Source organism: Verrucomicrobiota bacterium, from assembly GCA_016871535.1.
Classification (GTDB): Bacteria; Verrucomicrobiota; Verrucomicrobiia; order Limisphaerales; family SIBE01; genus VHCZ01.
Genome location: VHCZ01000456.1, coordinates 1 through 1,745 on the forward strand (window position 1 = coordinate 1; position 1,745 = coordinate 1,745).

Annotated in this window: 3 protein-coding genes; all 3 read left to right on the forward strand. The window is 59.9% G+C overall.

The features are described 5' to 3' along the window. The first annotated feature begins 30 nt into the window (after window positions 1-30). Entirely contained in the window at window positions 31-576 is a 546-nt protein-coding gene (locus FJ398_27545) for a glycosyltransferase family 4 protein (protein MBM3841630.1), read from the forward strand. After that, complete coding sequence (locus tag FJ398_27550) at window positions 573-1,349, forward strand: glycosyltransferase family 2 protein (GenBank protein MBM3841631.1); 777 nt, start codon at window positions 573-575, stop codon at window positions 1,347-1,349. The genes FJ398_27545 and FJ398_27550 overlap by 4 nt, the downstream gene beginning before the upstream one ends. 248 nt (window positions 1,350-1,597) lie before the next feature. After that, the coding region (locus FJ398_27555; GenBank protein MBM3841632.1) for a glycoside hydrolase family 13 at window positions 1,598-1,745 on the forward strand (148 nt) is incomplete at its 3' end.

The following is a 1,745-nucleotide window of genomic DNA, read 5'->3' on the forward strand; positions in this document are numbered from 1 at the left end:
CGAAAAGGGCTGGTCTTTCTTCTGGAAGCCATGGCTTGTTGTCTGAAGCACCCGCCCGGCTGGCTCCGTCACTTTCAAAGCGGACTCGAACGGTCCCGGTCCGCGTCGCCGTCCGCAGTTCCGCCCGGCGACGGTGGAGTCGAACAGGCTGCGCGGTCGGCTGCCCGAATCAGGCTTCTGGTTGTCGGGAAGGACCGCCCCCCGCTGCGATATCCAAAAAACGTGATTTTTGCCGGATCGATGGACGATATCGAAAACGCCTATGCGGCGGCGGATCTCTTCGCTTTTCTGCCGATCTATGAACCGTCTGCGAATGTGGTTTTTGAAGCGCTCGCCGCCGGCCTGCCGGTCGTGACTTCTTCGCTGAACGGAGCCAGCGAACTGATCCGGAATGGCGTCAGCGGCACGGTACTCGCCGATCCTTCAAACGCGGATGCGGTCGCCGAAGCGATCGGATATTGGTTTGCACGGCGCGCTCGGCCCGATGCACTCGCCGGCGTCGATCTCAGCCTGGAACGAAATGTCCGCGAGACGATCTCGGTCCTCGAACTGGCCGCGCGCGAAAAGTCGCGATGAAGATTTCGTTTTGCCTCATCACGCTGAACGAGGAGGAGAACTTGCCTCGATGTCTCCGCAGTTGCGCGGAACTGGCGGACGAAATCGTCGTGCTGGATTCCGGGAGCACCGACGCCACTTCAAGAATCACTGCCGACTTTGGAGCGCGCTGGCACGTTCAGGAGTGGGCCGGCTACGTTGGGCAAAAAAATCATGCGCTGGCTCTCGCTCGGCATGAGTGGGTCTTCAGCATCGACGCGGACGAAGAATTGTCGCCGCTGCTTCGCGAGGAACTCACCGCCTTGAAGGCCAACGGCCCGGAACCCGAAATCAACGGATTCACCGTTCCGCGCTGTGTGTGTTATGAAGGCCGTTGGATTCGGCATGGCGATTGGTATCCGGACCGTTTGCTCCGGCTCGTGCGGTGCGATCGAGGGGCGCGCTTCGTTGGCGGCAAAGTCCACGAGCGTCTGGAGGTTCAGGGAACAATCGCGCGCTTGAACGGCGATTTGCACCATTACTCTTTCAAAAACGCGGAGGATCATTGGGCGCGCTGCCAGAAATACGCGCGCCTCTGGGCGGAATCGGAGTTCGAAGCGGGACGAACCGCCGGACGACTCGCGCCGTTTCTTCACGCCGCGCACCGCTGGTCCCGAGGCTACCTGCTCAAAGGCGGATTTCTGGATGGCGCGCAAGGCTGGCGCATCGCTCGCCTCATCTCGCGGGAAGTGTTTTTGAAATATTCCATGCTGCGGGAACTCCAACAACGGAACCGGAGCCAGGCCCACACCTGACGCGAACGATGCGAACGCGCGCGCGTAAGGGGTCAGTCAGGTGAGGCGAGGCTCCTGCCAAGCCAATGCCGTCGAAGAAAAGCTCCGCAGGAGCGTCGCTCCACCGTCGTTAACTGAGGCATTCGCTGCGCGCGTTTATTCCCCTTGATTGCGCTGCTTCCGTGTGCTTGCTTATCTCGCTCGTGAAACTGACGGGGCGAGCAAATCCCCGGAAGAGTGAGAAGACCAAGTTTTCAATGTTGTAAGCAATGTATTCCAGTCGTCCGCACGCCGCCGGTTCCTCCCCTCGGTATTCCGCCAAAAATTTCGCGATCCCGGTCAATTTTGTTTATTACGCGCCCGAAGCAAAACATGTCTCGGTGATCGGCGACTTCAATGAATGGCTCCCGGACGCGC

Coding starts and splice junctions, on each gene's coding strand:
- FJ398_27545 (MBM3841630.1), top strand. CDS start 31: ATGGCTTGTTGTCTGAAGCACCCGCCCGGCTGGCTCCGTCACTTTCAA.
- FJ398_27550 (MBM3841631.1), top strand. CDS start 573: ATGAAGATTTCGTTTTGCCTCATCACGCTGAACGAGGAGGAGAACTTG.